General features: G+C 74.9%; 15 protein-coding genes. All 15 read left to right on the forward strand.

Annotation, left to right across the window (positions count from 1 at the left end; genetic code table 11):
* Positions 1-18 precede the first annotated feature (18 nt).
* Positions 19-2,781 (forward strand): FtsK/SpoIIIE family DNA translocase, encoded by a 2,763-nt coding sequence (locus tag I6A81_RS34690; protein WP_203002437.1) that lies wholly within the window; start codon positions 19-21, stop codon positions 2,779-2,781.
* A 218-nt stretch (positions 2,782-2,999) separates the two neighbouring features.
* Positions 3,000-3,914: a helix-turn-helix domain-containing protein gene (locus tag I6A81_RS34695; protein WP_203002436.1), complete on the forward strand. Its 915-nt coding sequence runs from the start codon at positions 3,000-3,002 to the stop codon at positions 3,912-3,914.
* A gap of 109 nt (positions 3,915-4,023) precedes the next feature.
* Positions 4,024-5,661 (forward strand): MiaB/RimO family radical SAM methylthiotransferase, encoded by a 1,638-nt coding sequence (locus I6A81_RS34700; RefSeq protein WP_203002435.1) that lies wholly within the window; start codon positions 4,024-4,026, stop codon positions 5,659-5,661.
* A 79-nt stretch (positions 5,662-5,740) separates the two neighbouring features.
* The gene (locus I6A81_RS34705) at positions 5,741-6,427 is read left to right on the forward strand and encodes a CDP-alcohol phosphatidyltransferase family protein (RefSeq protein WP_203002449.1); all 687 of its coding nucleotides are present in this window, start codon (positions 5,741-5,743) and stop codon (positions 6,425-6,427) included.
* Positions 6,417-7,706 carry a competence/damage-inducible protein A gene (locus tag I6A81_RS34710; protein ID WP_203002434.1) on the forward strand — a complete coding sequence of 430 codons (1,290 nt, stop codon included), beginning with the start codon at positions 6,417-6,419 and terminating at the stop codon, positions 7,704-7,706. The genes I6A81_RS34705 and I6A81_RS34710 overlap by 11 nt, the downstream gene beginning before the upstream one ends.
* Before the next feature lie 286 nt (positions 7,707-7,992).
* The gene (locus tag I6A81_RS34715) at positions 7,993-8,319 is read left to right on the forward strand and encodes a helix-turn-helix domain-containing protein (RefSeq protein ID WP_203002433.1); all 327 of its coding nucleotides are present in this window, start codon (positions 7,993-7,995) and stop codon (positions 8,317-8,319) included.
* Between the two features lie 205 nt (positions 8,320-8,524).
* Complete coding sequence (locus I6A81_RS34720; protein WP_203002432.1) at positions 8,525-8,992, forward strand: Dps family protein; 468 nt, start codon at positions 8,525-8,527, stop codon at positions 8,990-8,992.
* 191 nt (positions 8,993-9,183) lie between these two features.
* The gene (locus I6A81_RS34725) at positions 9,184-10,062 is read left to right on the forward strand and encodes a PspA/IM30 family protein (RefSeq protein ID WP_203002431.1); all 879 of its coding nucleotides are present in this window, start codon (positions 9,184-9,186) and stop codon (positions 10,060-10,062) included.
* Positions 10,063-10,288: 226 nt separating this feature from the next.
* Complete coding sequence (locus I6A81_RS34730; protein WP_203002430.1) at positions 10,289-11,125, forward strand: hypothetical protein; 837 nt, start codon at positions 10,289-10,291, stop codon at positions 11,123-11,125.
* A gap of 93 nt (positions 11,126-11,218) precedes the next feature.
* The gene (locus I6A81_RS34735) at positions 11,219-16,123 is read left to right on the forward strand and encodes an ATP-dependent helicase (RefSeq protein ID WP_203002429.1); all 4,905 of its coding nucleotides are present in this window, start codon (positions 11,219-11,221) and stop codon (positions 16,121-16,123) included.
* A 285-nt stretch (positions 16,124-16,408) separates the two neighbouring features.
* Positions 16,409-17,776 (forward strand): MFS transporter, encoded by a 1,368-nt coding sequence (locus I6A81_RS34740; RefSeq protein WP_307875121.1) that lies wholly within the window; start codon positions 16,409-16,411, stop codon positions 17,774-17,776.
* Between the two features lie 60 nt (positions 17,777-17,836).
* Positions 17,837-18,031, forward strand: coding sequence for a DUF3046 domain-containing protein (locus I6A81_RS34745; RefSeq protein WP_203002428.1), 195 nt, complete (start codon positions 17,837-17,839; stop codon positions 18,029-18,031).
* Between the two features lie 305 nt (positions 18,032-18,336).
* On the forward strand, positions 18,337-19,368 hold the full coding sequence (gene recA / locus I6A81_RS34750) for a recombinase RecA (RefSeq protein WP_203002427.1): 1,032 nt from the start codon (positions 18,337-18,339) through the stop codon (positions 19,366-19,368).
* 277 nt (positions 19,369-19,645) lie between these two features.
* Positions 19,646-20,200, forward strand: coding sequence for a regulatory protein RecX (locus tag I6A81_RS34755; RefSeq protein ID WP_203002426.1), 555 nt, complete (start codon positions 19,646-19,648; stop codon positions 20,198-20,200).
* Between the two features lie 408 nt (positions 20,201-20,608).
* Positions 20,609-22,324, forward strand: coding sequence for a ribonuclease Y (gene rny, locus I6A81_RS34760; protein WP_203002425.1), 1,716 nt, complete (start codon positions 20,609-20,611; stop codon positions 22,322-22,324).
* Positions 22,325-22,405 lie beyond the last annotated feature (81 nt).

The raw sequence follows: 22,405 nt of genomic DNA on the forward strand, positions 1-22,405 counted from the left end.
GGCTTGTAACGTTCTGACGTGGCCACACGCACGACCGGTACGAGTGCACGCGTCCGGGGAGGAGCGGCCTCGTCCCGGAGCGCCAGCGGCACCAGCCGGCCGGCCTCCCGTGGCCGTGGCGCGGGCACGACCCGTTCGTCGTCAGGCGGCGCCGCGCGCCGCGACCCCGGCACGCCGTGGGCGCTCGCGCTGACGCTGCTGCTCCTGCGCGGCGTGGCGCGGCTGTGGCGCGCGCTCGCGGCCATGTTCGGCTCGACGCTGCGGCACCTCAACCGTGGCGGGCGCGAGCTGCGGATCGAGCCGGAGCACCGGCGCGACGGTGTCGGGCTCGCCACGCTCGGCGGCGCGATCCTGACGATGGCCGCCGTGTGGTTCCACGCGGCCGGCCCGGTCGGCTCGGTGCTCGACGTCTCGCTGCGGTTCCTGTTCGGCGCCGGCGCCCTGCTGCTCCCCGTGATCGGGCTGTGCGCGGCCTGGCGGCTGGTGCGGGCGCCGGCGGACCCGGACAGCCGCGGCCGGGTGGTCATCGGCTGGTTCGCCACGACGCTGGGCGCGCTCGGCTTCTACCACGTGGTGCGCGGCACCCCGGACTTCTCGGGCGGCTCCAGGTCCCTGCGCGCGGCCGGCGGCGTGGTCGGGTTCGCCGGCGCCTCGCCGCTCGGGGCCGCTGTCACGCCGTACGTCGCCGCGCCGTTGCTCATCCTGCTGGCGCTGTTCGGCGCCCTTGTGATCACTCGGACGCCGCTGCGCCAGGTCCCGGCCCTGTTCGCCGGGGTCGTCGACAAGCTCGCCACCGGGCTGCGGGACGACCGGGACTCCCCGAACTCCGGCGGCCGGGCCCCGCGCGGGTCCCGGCTCCCGGGCGACGGCCTGGACGAGCTCGACGACGAACCGGTCGTCCCACCCGGCCGGGCGGGGCTCGTCGACGAGCTGCTCGACGGTGCCGCGCCGGCAGGCGGACGGGGCCGCTCCCGGGCTCGGCGCCGGGTCGGCAAGGCCGGCGCCGAGGTGTACGACGCCGACGCCGAGTTCGCCGGCCCGGCCGGCCGGAGGGTTCCGCCGCCGGACAGCCACGGCCCAGGCGTCGAGGTCGGCGACATCCTCGATCTCGATCTGGGCCTCGACCTCGGGCTCGATCCGGAGGCCGAGGTGGCCGAGCCCGCCGCCCCCCGCCGCGCGGCACGTCAGCCGGGGCCGGCGTCCGACCGGCGGCAGGGCCAGCGATCGGCCCGGTCCGGGGCGGACGGCGGGGCTGGCGGGGGAGCGGCCGGGGCGGACGACGAGATCGAGCGGCTCGTGCCGGTCCCGGTCGAGGGCGACTACACGCTCCCGTCGCCGACGCTGCTGAAATCCGGCACCCCTCCGAAGCTGCGTTCCGCCGCGACCGACACGGTGATCGCTTCGCTCACCGACGTGTTTGCCCAGTTCAAGGTGGATGCCCGGGTCACCGGCTTCACCCGCGGCCCGACGGTCACCCGGTACGAGGTCGAGCTCGGCTCGGCCGTCAAGGTCGAGCGGATCACCCAACTGGCGAAGAACATCGCCTATGCGGTGAAAAGTCCAGATGTCCGTATCATCAGCCCGATCCCGGGTAAGAGCGCGGTCGGCGTCGAGATCCCGAACACCGACCGGGAGCTGGTCTCGCTCGGCGACGTGCTGCGAAGCTCCGACGCCACAGGCAACCCGCACCCCCTGCTCGTCGGGCTCGGCAAGGACATCGAAGGCGGATACGTCCTCGCGAACCTGGCGAAGATGCCGCACATCCTCATCGCCGGCGCGACTGGCGCCGGTAAGTCGACGTGCATCAACACGCTCATCACAAGCGTCCTCGCGCGGGCGACCCCCGATCAGGTACGGATGGTGCTCGTCGACCCCAAACGCGTCGAGCTGACCAGCTATCAAGGAATTCCGCACCTCATCACGCCCATCATCACGAATCCCAAGAAAGCTGCGGACGCGCTGCAGTGGGTCGTGAAGGAGATGGAAAACCGGTATGAGGATCTCGCGGCCTGCGGCGTGCGCCATGTGGACGACTTCAACCGCAAGGTCCGCAATGGTGAGATCGTCGCGCCGCCCGGCTCGGAGCGCGTCTACACGCCCTACCCGTACATCCTGACGATCGTCGACGAGCTGGCCGACCTGATGATGGTCGCCCCGCGCGACGTCGAGGACGCCATCTGCCGGATCACCGCGATGGCCCGTGCCGTCGGCATCCACCTCGTGTTGGCGACCCAGCGGCCGTCCGTCGACGTCGTCACCGGTCTGATCAAGGCCAACGTGCCCTCCCGGCTGGCGTTCGCGACCGCGTCGCTCGCCGACAGCCGCACGATCCTCGACCAGGCCGGGGCCGAGAAGCTCGTCGGCCTGGGCGACGCGCTGTTCCTGCCGATGGGGGCGAGCAAGCCGGCCCGCATCCAGGGCGCCTACGTCTCCGAGGACGAGATCGCGGCGATCGTCGACCACACCAAGGAACAGGCGCCCCCCGCGTTCCGCGAGGACGTGTTCGAGGAGGAGTCCGGGCCGCGCAAGGAGATCGACGAGGAGATCGGCGACGACATGCAGCTGTTCCTGCAGGCCGTTGAGCTCGTCGTGAGCACCCAGTTCGGGTCGACCTCGATGTTGCAGCGCAAGCTGCGGGTCGGTTTCGCGAAGGCCGGGCGGCTGATGGACCTCATGGAGAGCCGAGGGATCGTCGGGCCCAGCGAGGGCTCGAAGGCCCGTGATGTCCTGGTGATGCCCGATGAGTTGGAAGGACTTCTCACCACGCTCCGGAGTGGCTGACGTCGGTCAGTTGCTCTGCCGGGGACTTGTGGCGGGTTTCGATTCCCGGCGGTGAATCGTAAACTCAGGCAACGTCTGTTCATCGTCGTTGACCGCTCCCACCCGTTGCCCGTTGATCGTCCTTGGCCGCCGGCGCTCGTCGCCGCCGTGTCGATGTCGAGTCATCGGCGCCGCGACGGCGCGGATCAGCGCCGGACGCGTGCGGAGGTTCGCTCGTGGTGGCTGTCGAACCGCGCGACCAGCACCATGACTCCGACGACGGGCCCGTCGAGGGGCGGCTCGTCGAGGGGCGGCTAGTGAAGAAGCAGGAAGCCGTCGTGCCCGACGCCCGGGCCGGCGCCGACGAGCCCGCCACGGTTGGCGGCCGCCTGGCGAGGGCGCGGGCCGCCACCGGGATGTCGGTCGACGAGGTCAGCGCTCGTACCCGGATCAGGGCGACGCTGATCCGCCAGATGGAGCAGGACGACTTCTCCATGGTCGGCGGCGTCGTCTACGCCCGCGGCCACATCCGGGGGATCGCCCGCGCCCTCGAGATCGACCCGGAGCCGCTGCTCGCCGCCTACGACTCCACCCACGAACGGGCGCCCACCCCGTCGTTCGCGCCCACGAGCTCCTTCGACCCGTTGCGGCACGGTGAGAGCCGCCGCGGCGGGCGGCGCTGGGGCACCGCCATGGTCGTGTCGGCGGCCGTGCTCTGCCTGCTCGCGCTGATCGCGCTGGTGATTCCTGGCTCGTCGGGCGACGACGGCGAGACCCCGGCCGTGGCCACGCCCACGCCGACGGCCAGCGCCGCGCCGGCGGTCGCGGCGCCTCCCAGCACCGCGACCGCGCCGCCGACGCAGGTCAGCCTGCGCCTCGCGGCCGTCGACGCCCAGAGCTGGCTGGAGGTCAGCGACGACAGCGACCAGGTGGTGCTGCGCCAGATCCTCGCCCAGGGCGACAGCAGGACGCTGACCGCCAAGTCGCTGCGGGTCAAGATGGGCAACGCGGGCGCGATGGACCTGTCCTGCAACGGCCAGAGCCTGGGCAAGCTGGGCGGGCCGGGCCAGGTGGTCACCGTGCAGGTCGCGCTTACCCCCTCGGGGAACTGCGCGGTCAACGGCGCCCCTCCGGCGGCGGGTGGGCCCAACTAGCCGCGAAACGGCGTGAGAAAGGCCGCCGAGCCCCCGGGTAGCGCGTTTTGCTCGGCGTGGGCGGCAGGAGCGGCGGCGTCCGCTCGCGGTTGCCCGGTAGCCTGACCTGGTGTCCGCTGGTCAAACCCGTCGCGTCGCGCTCGTCACGCTGGGTTGTTCGCGCAACGAGGTCGACTCGGAGGAACTCGCCGCCCGCCTCGCCGCGGGCGGCTGGCAGGTGGTGGACGACGCCACCACCGCCGATGCCGTGGTGGTGAACACCTGCGGCTTCGTCGACGTCGCCAAGAAGGACTCGATCGACGCGCTGCTCGCCGCCGACGGCCTGCGCGCGGCGCCCGGCGCCCAGACCTCCCGGACCGGCGACGGGGTCGCTCCCGTCGGCGATCCGGCGGGAAGCCCGGGCGCGGGGCCGCGAGCCGTCGTCGCCGTCGGCTGCCTCGCCGAGCGCTACGGAGCGGAGCTCGCCGAGAGCCTGCCCGAGGCGGACGCCGTGCTGGGCTTCGACGCCTACCCGGACATCGCCGCGAAGCTACGCGCGGTGCTCGACGGCGAGCGGCCGGCCGCGCACACCCCCCGCGACCGCCGGAGCCTGCTGCCGATCACGCCGGTCGACCGGGGCCGGGCGGCCGTGGCCGGCGTGGTGGTGCCGGGGCACGGCACCCTGGCGTCCGAGACGGCGCGCGCGGTGGCGGCTCCGGTGGTCCGGCGCCGGCTCGACGACGGCCCGGTGGCCGCCCTGAAGATCTCCAGCGGCTGCGACCGGCGATGCGCCTTCTGCGCGATCCCTTCGTTTCGAGGCTCGCACGTCTCCCGGCCGCCCGAGGACATCCTCGCCGAGGCGGAGTGGCTCGCCGGGCAGGGCGCCCGTGAGCTGGTGCTGGTCAGCGAGAACTCCACCTCCTACGGCAAGGACCTCGGCGACCTGCGCGCGCTGGAGAAGCTGCTGCCCCAGCTCGCCGCGACCGCCGGGATCGTCCGGGTCCGGCCCGTCTACCTGCAGCCGGCCGAGCTGCGCCCCTCGCTGCTCGAGGTGCTGCTGACGACGCCCGGCGTCGCGCCCTACCTGGACCTGTCGTTCCAGCACGCGAGTCCCACGGTGTTGCGCCGGATGCGCCGTTTCGGCGGCTCGGTCGACTTCCTCGATCTCCTGCGCCGGGGCCGCGCCCTCGCGCCCGCGCTCGGCGCCCGCTCGAACGTGATCGTCGGTTTCCCCGGCGAGACCGCGGCGGACTTCGACATCCTGACCGCCTTCCTCGAGGAGGCGGATCTGGACGCGGTGGGCGTGTTCGGCTACTCGGACGAGGAAGGCACCGAGGCCGTCGGGCTGCCCGGCAAGCTCGACCCGGACGAGATCGAGGATCGCCGCGCCCAGGTCGCCGACCTGGTGGAGCAGCTGACGGCGGCGCGCGCCGAACGGCGCGTCGGCGAGACCGTCGAGGTGCTCGTCGAGGAGATCTCCGACGGCGGCCACGCCTACGGCTGCGCGGCGCACCAGCAGCCCGAGACCGACGGCGCCTGCGCCGTGCGGCTGCCGGGCGCGCCCGGCGGGCCGGGCGGGGCGGACGGTCCGCCGGTGGCGGTCGGCGACCTGGTGGCGGCCCGGGTGATCGGCGCGGAGGGGGTCGACCTCGTGGCCGACTTCGTCTCGGTGCTCGATCGGGCCCGCGTTCCCGGCACGCCCCCCGGGGTCCGCGAGGGGACGGCCATGCCAGGCCGGGACGTCCCGCTGGCCGGGGCGCGCGCGTGACGGTGACCGGCGTCCGGGTGGGGACACCGTGAGCGGCTCCGCGGTCACCTCCGGCGTGCCGGCTCCGGACGACGAGGCCATGCCCGCCGCGATGCCCCCTCCGGTCGCCGACCTCCCGGGTCCTCCGGCACCCCCCGCGACTCAGGCACGGCTGCTCAACATCGCCAACATATTGACGATCATGCGGCTGGTGCTCGTGCCGGTCTTCGTCGCCTTCCTGTTCGTCGGCCCGGATGACGCCGTCTGGCGGATCGCCGCGTTCGCCGCGTACGCGGTCGCCGCGATCACCGACCAGATCGACGGCGCCGTCGCCCGTAGCCGGGGACTCGTCACCGACTTCGGCGCGTTCGTCGACCCGGTGGCCGACAAGGCGCTGACCGGCGCCGCGCTGGTGTCGCTGTCGATCCTCGACGAGGTCCCGTGGGCGGTCACGGCCGTCATCGTCGTCCGTGAACTGGGAGTAACCCTCCTGCGGCTGTGGGTGATCCGGTTCGGCGTGATCGCGGCGAGCCGTGGTGGCAAGCTCAAGACGTTGCTGCTCAACATCTCGCTCGGGCTGGCCGTGCTGCCGCTCACCGGTCCGGCGGCCGCGGTGAGCTCGGCGGTGCTCGCCGCCGGCGTGCTGGTCGCGGTCGTCACCGGCGTCGACTACGTCGCCCGGGCGCTGCGGCTGCGGCGCGTCTCCGCCGTGAGAGACGCCCCCGCGGCCGGGGCCGGGTCAGGGGAGGTCGCCGATGGGGGCGGACGGGACATCGATGCTGGCTGAGATCGTCGCGGTCGGCGACGAGCTGCTCTACGGCGACATCATCAACGGCAACGCCGCGTGGCTCGGCCGTCAGCTCGCCGACGTCGGGATACGGGTCGCCACCTCGGTGGTGGTCGGCGACGACGTCGAGATGATCGAGCGGGCGTTGCGGGCCGCCGCCGGGCGCGCCGACGTCGTCATCGTCAGCGGCGGGCTCGGACCCACCCAGGACGATCTCACCAGGGAAGGGATCGCCGCGGCCGCCGGGGTGGCGCTGCGCCGCGACGAGTTCCTGGAGTCGCTGCTGCGGCGCCGGTTCACCGAGCTGCGCCGCGACGTCCCGGCCATGAACTACCGGCAGGCCGACCTGCCCGAGGGCGCCGAGCCGCTGCCCAACGGGCCGGGAACCGCGCCAGGGATCCGGATCGAGATCGGCCGCGCCGCGCTCTACGCGCTGCCCGGCGTGCCCCACGAGCTGTACGCGATGTTCACCGCGAGCGTGCTGCCCGACCTGCTGCGCCGGGCCGGCCAGCCGTCGGTGGTGGTGCACCGGGTGCTGCGCACGGCGGGCATCTGGGAGTCGTCGGTCGCCGAGGCGCTGTCCGGCGAGGTCGACAGGCTGCGCGACGTCGGCAACCCGACGATCGCGTTCCTCGCCAGCGAGGGCCAGACCCGGGTGCGCGTCACCGCCAGGGCCGGCGACCGGGCCGAGGCGCTGCGGCTGATCGCGCCGGTCGAGACCGCGGCGCGCGCGGCGCTCGGGCCGGCGGTCTACGGCGTAGACGACGAGACCCTGGCGGGGGTGGTGGGGGCGTGGCTCGCCACCCTGGGCGCCACGGTCGCGGTGGCCGAGTCGCTCACCGGCGGCCGGCTGGCCGCGGCCCTCACCGAGACGCCCGGCGCCTCCACCTACTTCCGGGGCGGCGCGGTCGTGTACGCGACAGACACCAAGGCGTCGGTGCTGGGCGTCGACGCGGAGATCCTGGCGACCGACGGGGCGGTGTCGGCGCGGGCGGCCGCGGCGCTCGCCGCCGGCGCGCGCGATCTGTTCGGCGCGACCTGGGGGCTGGCCACCACAGGTGTCGCCGGGCCGGACGAGCAGGAGGGCAAGCCGGTCGGCACCCTGCACCTGGGACTGGCCGGTCCGGACGGCACGACCACTCGCTCGCTGCGGCTGCCCGGTGACCGTCCACGCATCCAGACGTTCGCCGTCGTGCAGGCGCTCGACGTGTTACGTCGTACGCTCTCGGGACTGCCGGTGCACGGCGCCGGGCCAACGGGAGAGATCCCCGCCAGTTGACGGCGGAAGGAGGCGTGCTGATGCTCGTGGCGGTCGGTCACGCGTCCAGGTGCCCTCCTCCCGGGTCCCCGCGGCCGTCGGCGCGCCAGGCCGGCGGCACGCCCCGCTGGCCGGTGTCGGCCGTCCCGTTCTCCCAGGACGCTTCCGAGGCCGCGTCCTGGGCATCCCTGGGACTGTTCGCCGGTCGCATGGTGGTTACTCAGCTACGGTCCCGTCAATGGCCGCCCGGTGGCGGCGCCGGTGGGTATACGGTGAAACCCAGCCCGTGGACGAAGGAGGAGGCGCGATGGTCCTGCTCCGACGCATGATCGGTGAGGCGCTCCGCCGTCGCCGCCAGGATCAGCACCGGACGCTGCGGGAGGTGTCGTCCGCGGCCCGGGTGTCGCTCGGCTACCTGTCCGAGGTCGAGCGCGGGCAGAAGGAGGCAAGCTCCGAGCTGCTCGCGTCGATCTGCGACGCCCTCGGGGTGCGGCTCGCGGACCTGCTCCGTGAGGTCAGCGACGACGTCGAGATGGCCGAGGTGGCCGAGCTCGCGGCCGGCGCGGCCCGCGTCGGCGCGTCGGTCGTCGTCCCGGCCCGCTCGCCCGCCCCGATGGTCGACCGCGCCGCGTAGGCCCGGCCGGGCACCCGGGCCGGCCGGTGCGCCGGCCGCGGCGTGCGCGCCGCGCGGCATGCCCGCGGCTCGCCCTGCCCACGGGCAGGCGCTGACGCGCGGTCAGGCATCGGCGTGACGGAGCGCATGCTGGCGTGATGCTCGGTTAGTTCGCCCACCTCGGGGCACGGTCGCGTCGACCAGATCCCGAGGTGAGAGGACGACGATGAGCACCATTCGCAGTCCCTTGGCGGAGGACGCCCGGACGACCACCGGCGAGGCGTTGCAGGCCGCGCTGGTCGAGCTGATCGACCTCTCGCTGCTCGCCAAGCAGCTGCACTGGAACGTCATCGGTCACAGCTTCCGTAGCGTCCACAAGCAGCTGGACCAGGTCGTCGACCTGGCCCGCCGGTACACCGACCTGACCGCCGAACGCGCCGTCGCGATCGGGTACAACCCCGATGGCCAGGCCTCGACGGTGGACGACCGGTCGCCGTTGCACGGCGTCGAGACCGGCTACCTCCCCGACGAGAAGGTCGTGCGGGTGATGACCGACCGGCTCAGCGAGGTGAGCCGGCACATGCGGGCCCATATGGCGGCGACCGAGCAGGCCGACCCGGTGACGCAGGACCTGTTCATCAGTCTGCTCCGTGAGGTCGAGGAACAGCACTGGATGTTCCAGGCGATGAGCTGACCGCGACGCGGCGGTGAGCCGATCGCGACGCACCCGGGCCGGCCAGTGAGCCGGCCCGGGCATCGCCGTCCCACGCGTGAAGTCGGACGGGCGCCATGGCTGTTGAACTTGTCCGGGATGAGACATCCGCTGGCATACGGCGGTCCGCCGGGAGGGCTTTCCGTCCGGCGTGGACGTGCGACGATCGAAGCATGGCGAATGTCGTTCGCAAGGTCTACCGGTACCTGTCCGCGTCGGCGAACCGGAAGTTCGACGAGAAGGCCGACGTACGGGTCCAGATCGACCAGGCCATCGAGGAGAGCCGCCGCCAGCACGAGGTGCTGCGCCAGCAGGCCGCGCGGGTGATCGGCAACCAGCGCCAGCTCGAGATGCGGATGGCGCGCCAGATCGAGAACGTCACCATGCTGACCGACTCCGCCCGCTCGGCGCTCACCTTCGCCGACAACGCCCGCGCGGACGGCGAACGGGCGGCGGCCGACCAGTACGAGCAGACGGCGCGGGCGTTCGCCAGCGAGCTGGTCGCCGCCGAGTCGTCGCTGGAGGACATGCGGGCCCTGCACCAGCAGGCGGTCGAGTCGTCCGAGCTCGCGCGCCGCGCCGTGGACGACAACACGGAGCGGCTGCGCCAGCAGCTGGCCGAGCGGGCCCGGCTGCTCACCCAGATCGAGCACGCCGCCATGCGCGAGCAGATGAGCAAGGCGATGGACTCGATGTCCGATCTCACCCCGGCGGGCGACACGCCGACGCTCGCCGAGATCCGGGAGAAGGTCGAGCAGCGCTACGCCGTCGCCATGGGCCGCCACGAGCTGGCGTCGTCCGGGGTGGAGGCGCGGATGCTGGAGGTCCGCCGGGCCAGCATCGACGCCAGGGCGAGCAACCGCCTCGCCGAGCTGCGGGCTGGCATGACCGCCGGGGCGGGCGCCGAGGGCGGCGCGTCCGGCCAGCCGGCGGGGCAGGTGCCCGCCGGCGCCGACCGCGTCGCCCTCGGCAAGACCGCGCCGCCGCCTTCGCCGGGCGCGCACCAGGCGCGCGGCGCCGGCTCCGTGAACGCGGCGGGGCCCGACCAGTGACCCGCAGCCGCGGCGAAGGAGCCGCAGAGTGACCTGGCCGGGACACCACCAGGCACCAGGCCCGGGCCACGGCTGGGGCCCGGGCCAGCGTCCGCCCGGCGCGCCGCCGCCCTATGGCGCGCCGCCGTCGTGGCCGTACCCGCCCGCGCCGCCGCCCACGGGCGGTCCACGTGGCCTGGGCCGTCGGCCCTGGGTCCGGACGGAGGGCTGGGACTGGCGCAGGGCCGTGACGCCCAAGGTGTCGGACGCGGTGGCCGGCGATCTCGACCGGCGCGCGGCGTGGCGGGAGGCCAGGCAGGCCACCCGGTTCTCCAGGCGGGCCCGGTGGACCGCCGGCTGCTGGGCCGCGTTCGCCGCGGTCAGCACCCCGGTGGGGGTGGCGGTCGGTGGCGCCGACTGGTGGCTCTGGCTGGCCACCGGCGCCGGCGCGCTGGCCAACGGAGGGTTGTGGGCCTGGCAGGCGGCCCGGGCCGAGCGGCGCAACCCCGGCCCGCCGATCCCTCAGGCGCCGGCGCCGAGCGTGCGCGCGCTGAGCGGTTCGGCCGCCGCCGGGCCGCTGCGCCGGGGCGAGGGGACGATCACCGCGTTCCTGGCGCTTTCCCGCCCGGTGCCGCCCGGCCCGACGGCGGAGGTGATCCGCTCCGCGATGGCGGCCGCCGCCGAGGTGGTCGACGGGCTGCGGCTGCGGGCCGGCAGGGTGGTGGCCTGCGAGGCGGCGGCCAAGGCCGTGGCCGACCCGGCCGGGCGCGCCCAGCTCACCGCCACGGCCAAGGCGCTCGTCGAGGAGATGACCGCCGCGGCACGCGCGCTCGACGACCTGGTAGCGGCCACCGCCGAGGTGGTCGGCGCCGGAGTGCGCGCCACCGCGGGCGACGCCTCCGCCGGGCTCGCCGCGGGCGGCGCGGCTCTCGGGGTCACGCCGGTCGACCTGGCGGGGCTCGCCGAGCGGGCCGAGAGCCTGCGCGGCTACGCCGCCGCCCTGCGCGACCTCAGTGTCTCCGCGCCCGGCCTGGCGCCGACGCGCCGCGTCGCTTTGCCGGGGGACGAGCCAGCCGGGCACTGACGGCGCCGGCTCCCAGCCGGCGGTCGCCCCACGCGCCGTGGCGGCGTGTCGTGGGGGCGCGTCGTGTCACAGGTGGGAGGCAGACTGGCCAGTGTGTCAGCCTCCGACCCACTCGCCGGTTTCTCGGCGCCGACCAGGGCGTGGTTCACGGCCGCCTTCCCCGAGCCGACCCCGGCCCAGGCCGGCGCCTGGGCGGCCGTGCGCGCCGGCGGCAGCGCGCTCGTGGTCGCGCCGACGGGCTCGGGCAAGACGCTGGCGGCGTTCCTGTGGTCGCTGGACGAGCTGGGGCGCACCGGCCCGCCGGCGGAACCGGAACGGCGTTGCCGCGTCCTCTACGTCAGCCCGCTGAAGGCGCTCGCCGTCGACGTGGCCCGCAACCTGCGCGCGCCGCTGGCCGGCATCCAGGCGGCCGCGACCCGCCTGGGCCTCGAGGTACCCGAGGTGAAGGTCGCGATGCGCACCGGCGACACCCCGGCGGCCGAGCGGCGCGCGTTCGGCCGTACCCCGCCGGACATCCTGATCACCACCCCCGAGTCGCTGTTCCTGGTACTGACCAGCCAGGCGCGCGAGGCGCTGCGCGGGGTCGAGACGGTGATCGTGGACGAGGTGCACGCGGTCGCGAGCACCAAGCGGGGCGCCCACCTGGCTCTCAGCCTGGAGCGGCTGGACGCGCTGCTGGAGACTCCCGCGCGCCGGATCGGCCTGTCGGCCACGGTGCGCCCCGTCGAGGAGGTCGCCCGGTTCCTCGGCGGCGCCCGCCCCGTGACCGTGGTGCGGCCGCCGGCCGACAAGACGCTGCGGGTGGACGTGGTCGTGCCGGTGCCCGACATGACCGAGCCGGGCGACCCCGTCGGCGTGGCGGGGCTCGCCGGGCTGGCGGACCCCGACGAGGGCCCGCCGGCCGCCGTCGCGACCCGGCCGTCGATCTGGCCGGCGGTGGAGGCCCGGGTCCTCGACCTGATCGAGGCGCACACGTCGACGATCGTGTTCGCCAACTCCCGGCGGCTGGCGGAGCGGCTCTGCGCCCGGCTGAACGAGCTGCGCGCCGAACGGCTGCTCGCCGCCGAGGCGGCGTCGGTCGAGCGGGGCGCGGGCAGGGTGGACCTCGACGACCTGCTCGCGCCGGGCGCGCCGAGGTTCACGCCGGCCGAGATGATGGGCGCCGCGGGCCTCGCCCAGCCACCGCCCGCGTTCGCCGAGATCGCCCGCGCGCACCACGGCAGCGTCAGCCGGGAGCAGCGGCTGCTGATCGAGGAGGACCTCAAGGCGGGCCGGCTGGCGGCCGTGGTCGCCACCTCGAGCCTGGAGCTGGGCATCGACATGGGCGCCGTCGACCTGGTCGTGCAGATCTCGGCGCCGCCGAGCGTCGCCGCCGGGATGCAGCGGGTCGGCCGCGCGGGCCACCAGGTCGGGGCGTCGAGCCGCGGGGTGGTGCTGCCCAGCCACCGCGGCGACCTGCTGGAGTGCGCGGTCGTCGCCGAGCGGATGCGCGACGGCGAGATCGAGCAGGCCCACTACCCGCGCAACCCCCTGGACGTCCTCGCCCAGCAGATCGTCGCGATGACGGCGGTGGACACCTGGGGGGTCGACGAGCTGGGAGCGCTGATCCGCCGGGCCGCCCCGTTCGCGACGCTGCCGGCGTCCGCGTTCGACGCCACCCTGGACATGCTCGCCGGCCGTTACCCGTCGGACGCGTTCGCCGAGCTGCGCCCCCGGATCGTCTGGGACCGCGCGGCGGGCACGGTGAGCGGCCGGCCCGGGGCGCAGCGGCTCGCGGTCACCAGCGGCGGCACGATCCCCGACCGGGGTTTGTTCGGCGTGTTCCTGGTGGGCGAGAAGGCGAGCCGCGTCGGCGAACTCGACGAGGAGATGGTCTACGAGTCCCGGACCGGGGACGTCATCCTGCTCGGCTCGTCGAGCTGGCGGATCGAGGAGATCACCCCGAACCGGGTGGTCGTCACCCCGGCGCCGGGCCGGCCGGGCAGGCTGCCGTTCTGGCACGGCGACTCGCCCGGCCGGCCCGTCGAGCTCGGCCGGGCGATGGGGGCCTTCCTGCGCGAGCTCGCCCGGCTGGCCCCCGACGAGGCCGACGCGCGGCTGCGCGCCGCCGGCCTCGACGCGTGGGCGGCGGGCAACCTGCTCGCCTACCTGGCCGAGCAGCGGGAGGCGACCGGGCGGCTGCCCGACGACCGCGCGCTCGTCGTCGAACGGTTCCGCGACGAGCTGGGCGACTGGCGGCTCGCGGTGCACTCCCCGTTCGGCGCGCGGGTGAACGCCCCCTGGGCGCTGGCGATCGGCGCCCGGCTGCGCGAGCGTCACGGCGTCGAGGTCCAGATCATGCACACCGACGACGGCATCGTCGCCCGCGTGCCCGACGCCGACACCCCGCCCACCGCCGCCGACGTCGTCTTCGACCCGGAGGAGATCGCCGCGGTCGTGCGCGCCGAGGTCGGGGGCAGCGCGCTGTTCGCCAGCCGGTTCCGGGAGTGCGCCGGGCGGGCGCTGCTGCTGCCGCGCCGGTCGCCCGGCCGGCGCACCCCGCTGTGGCAGCAGCGCCAGCGCAGCGCGGCGCTGCTGTCGGTGGCGGCCGAGTTCGAGAACTTCCCGGTGGTGCTGGAGACGATGCGCGAGTGCCTCCAGGACGTCTTCGACCTCCCGGGCCTCGTCGGCCTGCTGCGCGACGTCGACGCCCGCCGGCTGCGCGTGGTGGAGGTGGAGACGCCCGCGCCGTCGCCGTTCGCCCGATCCCTGCTGTTCGGCTACGTCGCCACCTTCCTCTACGACGGGGACGCGCCGCTGGCCGAGCGGCGCGCGCAGGTGCTGTCGCTGGACAGCCGCCTGCTGGCGGAGCTGCTCGGCGAGGCGGACCTGCGGGAGCTGATCGACCCGGAGGCGCTCGCCGCCGTCGAGGCGGAGCTGGCCCGGCTGACGCCGGACCGCCAGGCCCGCGACGTCGAGGGGACCGCGGACCTGCTGCGGGTCCTGGGCGACCTGACCACCGCCGAGGCGCTGGCCAGAGGCGCGACCGAACAGTGGCTCGAGGCGCTGGCGGCGGCGGGCCGGGCCCTGCGGGTCCGGATCGGTGGCGAGGCGCGCTGGGTCGCCGTCGAGGACGCCGGCCGGCTGCGCGACGCCCTCGGGGTGCCACTCCCGGTGGGCGTGCCGGCGGCGTTCACCGAGCCCGTGCGCGACCCGCTGGGCGACCTGGTCTCCCGCTTCGCGCGCACCCGGGGCCCGTTCGACGCCGACGAGCTCGCCGCCCGGTTCGGCCTCGGGGTCTCGGTCGTGGTCGCCGCGCTGGAACGACTGGTCGGCGCCGGCCGGCTGGTGCGCGGCGAGCTGCGGCCCGGCGGCTCCGGGGAGCAGTGGTGCGACGCGGAGGTACTGCGCCGGCTGCGCCGCCGCAGCCTCGCCGCGCTGCGCCGCGAGGTCGAGGCGGTGCCGCCGCGGGCGCTCGGCGCGTTCCTGCCGGCCTGGCAGTCGGTGAGCTCCGGTCGCGCGCGCGGCGTCGACGCGGTCGCGCGCGCGGTCGAGCAGCTGCAGGGCGCGCTGATCCCGGCCAGCGCCTGGGAACGGCTGGTGCTGCCGGCGCGCGTCACCGACTACGCGCCGTCGATGCTCGACGAGCTGTGCTCGAGCGGCGAGGTGCTGTGGGCGGGCGCCGGCGGGCTGCCCGGCGACGACGGCTGGATGACGCTGGTGCTCGCCGAGGCCGCCCCGGTGCTCCTTGCGCCGGTGGAGCCCGCGTCCGCGGCCTCGGGGACCGGCGATGGCGCCGCGGGGGACGAGGTGGTCGACCTCGCGAGCCTGGGCGCCGCGGCCGCGACGCCGCTGCACCAGGCGGTCCTGGAGACACTCGCCGACGGGGCCGCGCTGTTCTTCCGCGCGCTGTCGGACCGCGTCGGCGGCCCCGACGACACCGCGCTGGCGGACGCCATCTGGGACCTGGTCTGGGCGGGGCTGATCACCAACGACACGCTCGCGCCGCTGCGCGTGCGCCTTGGCGGCGGTTCGGGAGTCACCCACCGAGCGCCAGCCAGGCCACGCCGGACCAGCCTGCGCTTCGCCTCCGGCTACGGAACCGGAAGCTTCTCCCAAGCGGCCGCCGGAGGCGCGAAGGACGAACATCTTCGCGCCTCCCCGGGCCGGGGCCGCCCGGTGACGCCCAGGCGCTCCGGGCCGCCCACGGTGGCGGGCCGGTGGTCGTTGCTGCCGGACCGCGACCCCGACCCGACCAGGCGGGCGCACGCGCTCGCCGAGACACTGCTCGACCGGCACGGCGTCGTCACCCGCGGCGCGGTCGCCGCCGAGCACGCGCCGGGCGGGTTCGCCGCCGTCTACCGGGTCCTGTCGGCCTTCGAGGACGCCGGGCGGGCGCGGCGGGGCTACTTCGTCGAGGGCCTCGGCGCCGCCCAGTTCGCCATGCCCGGCGCCGTGGACCGGCTACGCGCCGTCGCGGGCGAGCTGCGCGCCGCCGACGAGGAGCCCGAGTGGGCCACCGGGCCAGCGAGCGGACCGGTCCCCGCCGGAATGCCGGGCGCCCTCGGCGCGGTTGGAGCTCCCGGCGGATTCGCGCCACCCCCTCGGGGCAGCCAGCCCCGGGAGGATCGGCGGGCCGTCGTGCTCGCCGCCACCGACCCGGCGAACCCCTACGGCGCGGCGTTGCCCTGGCCGGCGCGGCTCGACGGCGACGAGGGGCCCGCCCACCGCCCGGGCCGCAAGGCGGGGGCGCTGGTGGTGCTGGTCGACGGCGACCTGGTGCTCTATGTCGAACGCGGAGGGAAGACCTTGCTGTCCTGGCCTGAGGCGGCGCGGGCGCTGCGGCCCGCGGTGGACGCCCTCGCGCTGGCCGTGCGCGACGGCCGGCTGGGTCAGCTCACCGTCGAACGCGCCGACGGGCGTCCCGTCGTCGACGGCGCGCTCGGCGAGGCGCTGCTGGGGGCCGGCTTCCACCCGACCCCGCGCGGCGGCCTGCGGCTGCGGGCACAGCCGCGATGACGGAGGCGGTGCTGGACCGGCCGCGTCCGCCGGCGGCGCCGGCACGGATCTGGGGCCCCGAGCTGCGGGTCCTGACCGTCGGCCTGGTCTCGACGATCACCCTGGTCGCCTTCGAGGCGCTGGCCATCGTGACGGTCGCGCCGATGGTGTCGGCGGAGCTGCGCGGCCTCTCCCTGTACGGCTGGCTCACCGGGGCGTTCTTCCTCACCACGGTGGTCGGTCTCGTGCTGGCCGGCTCGGCGATGGACCGGGCCGGGCCCGGTCCGCCCGTTCGTCATCGGCCTGGTGCTGTTCGGCGGGGGCCTGGCGGTCGCCGCGACCGCCGTCAGCATGCCCATGGTGATCGTCGGCCGAGGGCTGCAGGGGCTCGGGGACGGCGCGATCGCCGCGGTCAGCTTCGCGACGATCGGCCGGACATATCCCCAGCAACTGCGGCCAAAGGTGTTCGCCGTGCTGGCCAGCGCCTGGGTGATCCCCAGCCTCGGCGGGCCGGCGGCGGCCGCGTTCCTCGCCGAGCACGTCGGCTGGCGGTGGGTGTTCGGCGGCCTGATTCCGCTGGTCGTCGTCGCCGGCGGCGTCACGGCCAGGGCGCTGCGCCGCGCCACCGCCCGGCCCGCGCCGGCCGCCGCGGGCGTGGATCCTCCCGCGGGCGTGGATCCTCCCGCGGGCGTGGACCTCCCCGCGGACGCCGTGGACGGCGGGTCGGGGTCTCCTCGGGAGTCATCGGCCGCGGGGCCGGCGCCCGCCGGCATCCGGGCGGCCGGGAGCGCCCCGGCGGCGTGGGACGAAGGCGGTCCGGACATCTGGCCCGCCGTGGAGGGCGGGAAGGGGCCGTTGCTGAGGGCGGTCCGGGTGTCGGTGGGAGCTGCCCTGGTACTCGCCGGCCTGACCAGCCGGTCCGCCCTCGGCATCCCGCTGGTCGCGGCCGGTCTGCTGACCGGGGCCGGGCCGCTGCGCCGCCTGTTACCCGTCGGCGCGCTGCGGGCCCGCCCCGGCGCCCCGGCCGCGGTCGCCGTGCGAGGGCTGCTCACGTTCGCCTTCTTCGGCGCGGACACGTTCATCCCGCTGGCCATCACGTCGGCGCGGCACGCCTCGACCGCGGTCGCGGGGATAGCGGTCTCGGTGGCGGCGGTGATCTGGACCGTCGGCTCGTGGACCCAGGCCAGGCTCGCCGCCCGCCGTTCCGCCCGGTTCCTGGTCACCCTCGGGATGAGCACGGTGGTGCTCGGCGTGGCGGGCGCGGGGACGACGCTGCTCGTGCCCGCGGTACCCCTCCCGGTCGGGATCGCCCTGTGGGGCGTCGCCGGCTTCGGCATCGGCGTCGCCTACTCGCCGATCATGAACGTGACGCTGAACGCGGCGCCGGCGGACCGCCAGGGCGCGGCGAGCAGCGCGGTCTCGTTGTCGGACAACCTGGGGGTCGCCTTCGGCGCGGGGCTTGGGGGCGTCATCGTCGCCGGCACCGCGAAGAGCGGCGGGACGGCCGCGGACACGGTGGCCACCGCCGCGCACACGACATCCATGGCGTCCACGTCCACGGCGTCCACGGCTGGGCTGGCGGCCGCGTTCGCGCTCGCCTCGGCCGTGGGCCTCGTCGGCGTGCTCATCGCCCGCCGGCTGCCCACCACGGTGCTCGCGCCCGAGTCGCGGTAGCCGCCCCGACCGCCCCGACCGCCCCGCCGGCCCGCCGGCCGGGCGCGGCAGACTGAAGGGGTGCGACTTACCGAGTTCTGGGCCCAGATGAACCGACAGTTCGGTTCCGGGTACGCGGAGTCCATCGCCCGTGATCATGTGCTGGCCGGCCTCGGCGGCGCCACCATCGAGGGCGCGCTCGCCCGCGGCGACGACGCGAAGGCCGTCTGGCGGGCCGTCTGCCAGGAGTTCGACGTGCCCGCCAGGGAGCGCTGAGAGTCCGGCGGGCCTGACGGGCGCCGGGTTCGTGTCGGGGAACTCGGGTGGGACGCCCAAGGTGTCGGCCGGGGTGCCGCGGGCCGTCGGCGGTCCGGCACGTGGCCCGTCGCGGCCCATGTGGAGTGGGCTCCGGGGTAGCCCGGGCGTGTCGAGTTCGAAGTCGAACGGATGTTCGGCTAGGGTTATCCACATGCGCGCCGTTGTCCACAGTTCCGGGCCGGGTCTCGAAACTGTCGGACCCACGTCCTAACGTCGCCCTCGTGGCCACAAAGACTCGACGACCTCAGCCAGGAGTAGCTCCCATGGCAGGACCCGACCGCGAGAAGGCGTTGGAAAACGCTCTTGCGCAGATCGACAAGCAGTTCGGCAAGGGCTCCGTGATGCGCCTGGGGGACGACACACGCCCGCCGATCCAGGCCATCCCCACCGGTTCGATCGCGCTCGACGTCGCGCTCGGGATCGGTGGCCTCCCGCGGGGCCGGATCATCGAGATCTACGGCCCCGAGTCATCCGGCAAGACGACGGTCGCGCTGCACGCGGTCGCCAACGCCCAGGCCGCCGGCGGCCTCGCCGCCTTCATCGACGCCGAGCACGCGCTCGACCCGGACTACGCCGCCAAGCTCGGCGTGGACACCGACAACCTGCTGGTCTCCCAGCCGGACACCGGTGAGCAGGCACTGGAGATCGCCGACCTGCTGGTCCGCTCCGGCGCGCTGGACATCATCGTCGTCGACTCGGTCGCCGCGCTGGTGCCCCGCGCCGAGATCGAGGGCGAGATGGGCGACAGCCACGTCGGCCTGCAGGCCCGGCTGATGTCCCAGGCGCTGCGGAAGATGACCGGTGCGCTGTCGAACTCCAACACCACCGCGATCTTCATCAACCAGCTTCGCGAAAAGATCGGCGTGATGTTCGGTTCGCCGGAGACCACCACCGGTGGCAAGGCGCTGAAGTTCTATGCATCGGTCCGTCTCGACGTCCGCCGGATCGAGACCCTCAAGGACGGGCAGGACGCCGTCGGCAACCGGACCAGGGTGAAGGTCGTCAAGAACAAGGTTGCTCCGCCGTTCCGCACCGCCGAGTTCGACATCGTCTACGGCGGCGGCATCAGCCGTGAAGGCTCGCTCATCGACATGGGTGTGGAACACGGAATCATTCGCAAGTCCGGCGCCTGGTACACCTACGACGGCGACCAGCTTGGCCAGGGCAAGGAGAACGCCCGCAACTTCCTGCGCGACAACCCCGACCTCGCCGACGAGATCGAGAAGCGCATCAAGGAGAAGCTCGGCATCGTCCCCACCCTCGAGAGCGACGCCCCCGTCCCGGTCGACCTGTAGAGGAGCGACGGGCCGCCGGAAGGCCGCCGATGGCGGTGAACACGGCGGCCCGGCCCGCGAGGAGGCCGGGTGCGGCGGACTCCGCGGCAGGGGGCCTCGCCCCTGGCCCCCGCCGGTTGGACGTCTCGGTCAGGCGGCCTCGTGACATCCGCCGTGCCGGGTGTGCCGCGGCTCGTCCGACGGTCGGCGGCACGCGTGGTCGTGGGGGCGGCCCGGCCCCGGCGCCCGACGGCCGGGCCACCCTAGATCTCAACGGTGAGCTGGTTCAGGAGGATCGATGGTGGGGTCGGGGTCGGCGGGACGTGGGGCGGTGGACGCCGGTCGGGACCCGGTGGGCGTCGCCCGGGAGATCTGTCTGCGGCAGCTGACGGTGCGGGCGCGCAGCCGGGCGGAACTGGCGGCGACGTTGCGGCGGCGTGGGGTCGCCGACGACGTCGCCCAGGAGACCCTGGACCGGCTGACAGCGGTCGGGCTGATCGACGACGACGCCTTCGCCGCCGCGGTGATCTCCTCGGGCCGCGAGAACAAGGGTCTCGCGAGGCAAGGGCTCGCGGCCGAGCTGCGCCGCCGGGGGGTCGACGACGAGGTGGCGGCGAGCGCGCTCGCCGGCCTCAGCGGCGACGAGGAGGCGACTGCCCGCGCGCTCGCCGCCCGCCGGCTGCGAACCATGGACGGACTGGAGCGGCGCGTCCAACTGCGTCGACTGGTCGCCATGCTCGGCCGGAAGGGGTATTCGACGGACCTCGCGGTCCGGGTGGTCACCGACCTGCTCGGACCCGGCGGCGACGAGGCCGGCGACGAGGCCGAAGCCGATCTCGCGGACGACATCTGACGACCCGACGATCGGTCCGTGATCCACTGAGGGCGCCTCCAGGGGTGTCGGCTCATCTGGACCGGGCGGGAACCGTCGGTCCGCTCATCGCTATTTCTTGACCCAGGAAAAGCGATCGACCTACGCTCGCCAACAGTGCGAGGACTCCCGCGGACAACGCGGTCGCGATAGTTGGCTAACTGCACACGAGGGCAACTCCGAGCGTTCGGCGAACGTGCTCAAGGGCCCTGCCACGGCGTGGTGTCGTTGTTCACGCCGCTGTCGGCTCAGGATCACACGTCGATTGTCGACGGTGCATGAAGGCGTGGCCGCGTCTTCTCCCCGCCCTGGTGGACGCCGCCGTCTTGCGCGGGTCCTTCGCCGCTCCGGCCCGTTCCACGGGCATTGGCGGCAGCGGGAGGAGCAGCTTTGGTCAGCGTGCTCGTGGCCCTCGTCGCGGTGGTGCTGGTCGCCGTCGTCGCCCTGACCGTGGTCGTCCTGAGACTGATGCGCGCGGGGGCTCGGGCCACCGGCGCCGCGGCCGTCCCCCCACCTCCCACGGCCGAGGCCGCCGCGCGGATCTCCCCGCTCGATGAGGCCGATCCGGGCGGAACCGAGAGGACCGCCGCGCTGCTGGCCGCCCAGGCCGAGGCCGTCGCCCGCGCGGAGGCCGCCGCGCGGGAGAAGGCCGAGGCCACGACCCGGGAACAGGCCGAGGCACTCGCCCGCAAGCTCGCCGAGGCGGAACGAGACCGCGCCGAGGCCGCCCGCCGCGAGGCGCTGGCCGAGCGGGACAAGACCCTCGCCGAGCTGCGCGGCCAGCGCGAGGAACTGCGCGAGTGGGACAACCGGCTCGGCCAGCGGGAGGCCCGCATCGAGGAACGGCTCGCCGCCCTGGAGGACCAGACCCGTCGGATCGAGACCCGCGACCGGGAGCTGGCTGAGCGTGACGCCGCGCTGGCCCGGCGCGCCAGGGAGGGTGAGGAGCTCGACGCCCGCCGCGTGTCCGCGCTCGAGCAGGCGGCCGGCATGACGTCGGCGGAGGCGCGTACCGAGCTGTTGGCCGTCGTCGAGCGGCAGGCCCGCCTGGAAGCCGCCACGCTCGCCCGCGAGATCGAGGCCCGCGCCGAGGAGGAGGCCACCGACCGGGCCCGCCGGATCGTCACCCTCGCGATCCAGCGGGTCGCCGCCGAGCAGACCGCCGAATCGGTGGTCTCGGTGCTGCACCTGCCAGGCGACGAGATGAAGGGGCGGATCATCGGCCGGGAGGGCCGCAACATCCGCGCCTTCGAGTCGGTCACCGGGGTGAACGTCGTCATCGACGACACCCCGGAGGCCGTCCTGCTCAGCTGCTTCGACCCGGTCCGCCGGGAGGTCGGCCGGATCACCCTGTCCGCGCTGGTCGCCGACGGCCGGATCCATCCGCAGCGCATCGAGGAGGAGTACGAGCGCGCCCAGCGCGAGGTCGAGGCCCGCTGCGTGCGTGCCGGACAGGACGCCCTCGTCGAGGTCGGCATCGGTGAGATGCACCCGGACCTGGTCGTGCTGCTCGGCCGGTTGCGCTACCGCACCAGCTATGGCCAGAACGTGCTCGCGCATCTCGTCGAGTCGGCGCACCTGGCCGGCGTGATGGCCGCCGAGCTGCGGCTGCCCGGGGCGATCGCCAAACGCGGCACCCTGCTGCACGACCTGGGCAAGGCGCTCACCCACGAGGTCGAGGGCTCGCACGCGCTCGTCGGCGCCGAGATCGCCCGCCGTTACGGCGAGCACGAGGACGTCGTCCACGCCATCGAGGCCCACCACAACGAGGTCGAGCCCCGCTCGGTCGAGGCGGTGCTCACCCAGGCCGCCGACGCGATCTCCGGCGGCCGCCCAGGTGCCCGCCGCGACAGCCTCGAGTCCTACGTCCGGCGCCTCGAACGGATCGAGCAGATCGCCGGCGAGCGGCCAGGCGTCGAGCGGGTGTTCGCGATGCAGGCCGGACGCGAGGTCCGGGTGATGGTCGTCCCCGACGAGGTCGACGACACCGCCGCGCACCTGCTCGCCCGCGACGTCGCCCGCCAGATCGAGGACGAGCTCACCTACCCGGGCCAGATCCGCGTCACCGTCGTCCGCGAGACCCGCGCCATCGAGACCGCGCGCTGAGTTGTCTGGTTCGCTCCGTCCGGGCGCGGCGCTCCGGCCCCTTGCTCGCTGCGCTCCCAAGGGACCTCCGCGCCGCGTCCT

The sequence above is a fragment of the Frankia nepalensis genome, assembly GCF_016786325.1.
GTDB classification, from domain to species: domain Bacteria; phylum Actinomycetota; class Actinomycetes; order Frankiales; family Frankiaceae; genus Pseudofrankia; species Pseudofrankia nepalensis.